Origin of the sequence: Pseudomonas fuscovaginae SE-1 (assembly GCF_000364705.1) — a bacterium.
In the GTDB taxonomy this organism is placed as follows: Bacteria; Pseudomonadota; Gammaproteobacteria; order Pseudomonadales; family Pseudomonadaceae; genus Aquipseudomonas; species Aquipseudomonas fuscovaginae_A.
Genome location: NZ_AQOH01000135.1, coordinates 1 through 1,146 on the forward strand (window position 1 = coordinate 1; position 1,146 = coordinate 1,146).

General features: G+C 62.5%; 1 protein-coding gene. It reads right to left on the bottom strand.

The window, feature by feature from the left end; genetic code table 11:
* Positions 1-1,130, bottom strand: a 1,130-nt coding sequence (locus K675_RS0113760) for a ribonucleotide-diphosphate reductase subunit beta (protein ID WP_232434431.1), incomplete at its 3' end; no start/stop codon positions are given.
* Positions 1,131-1,146: the final 16 nt, after the last annotated feature.

A 1,146-nucleotide genomic window follows, 5' to 3' on the forward strand; every position in this document is an offset into this window, starting at 1 on the left:
GTCTGGTACTCGATCACGCGGGTCTCGAAGAAGTTCTTTTCCTTCTTCAGGTCCATGATCTCGCTCATCCACGGGAACGGGTTGGTGGTGCCCGGGTACTCTTCCTTCAGGCCGATCTGCGACAGGCGACGGTTGGCGATGAACTTGAGGTAGTCCTCCATCATCGCCGCGTTCATGCCCAGCACGCCGCGCGGCATGGTGTCGCGGGCGTATTCGATCTCCAACTGGGTGCCCTGCAGGATCATCTGGGTCGCTTCTTCCTTCATCTCGGCATCCCACAGGTGCGGGTTCTCGATCTTGATCTGGTTGATCACGTCGATACCGAAGTTCAGGTGCATGGACTCGTCGCGCAGGATGTACTGGAACTGCTCGGCGACGCCGGTCATCTTGTTGCGACGGCCCATGGACAGGATCTGGGTGAAACCGCAATAGAAGAAGATGCCTTCCAGCACGCAGTAGTAGGCGATCAGGTTGCGCAGCAGCTCCTTGTCGGTCTCGACGGTGCCGGTGTTGAACTGCGGGTCGGAGATCGAGCGGGTGTACTTCAGGCCCCAGGTGGCCTTTTTCGCCACCGACGGGATCTCGTGGTACATGTTGAAGATCTCGCCTTCATCCATGGCCAGCGATTCGATGCAGTACTGGTAGGCGTGGGTGTGGATCGCTTCCTCGAAGGCCTGGCGCAGGATGTACTGGCGGCACTCGGGGTTGGTGATCAGGCGGTAGACGGCCAGCACCAGGTTGTTCGCCACCAGCGAGTCGGCGGTGGAGAAGAAGCCCAGGTTGCGCATGACGATACGGCGCTCGTCGTCGGTCAGGCCCTCGGGGTTCTTCCAGAGGGCGATGTCGGCGGTCATGTTGACCTCTTGCGGCATCCAGTGGTTGGCGCAGCCATCGAGGTACTTCTGCCAGGCCCAGTCGTACTTGAAGGGGACGAGCTGGTTGAGGTCGGCGCGGCAGTTGATCATGCGCTTCTCGTCGACGGCGACACGGGCCGAGGCGCCTTCGAGTTCAGCCAGGCCTTCGGCGACGTCGAGGGCGTCGAGGGCGGCCTTGGCGCGGATGATCGCGGCGGAGTCGCTGGCGGTCACGGCACGGGCTTCGAGGGCGGCGGCACCGCCGGCGCTGTCCAGGCGATCGAGGGTGGCT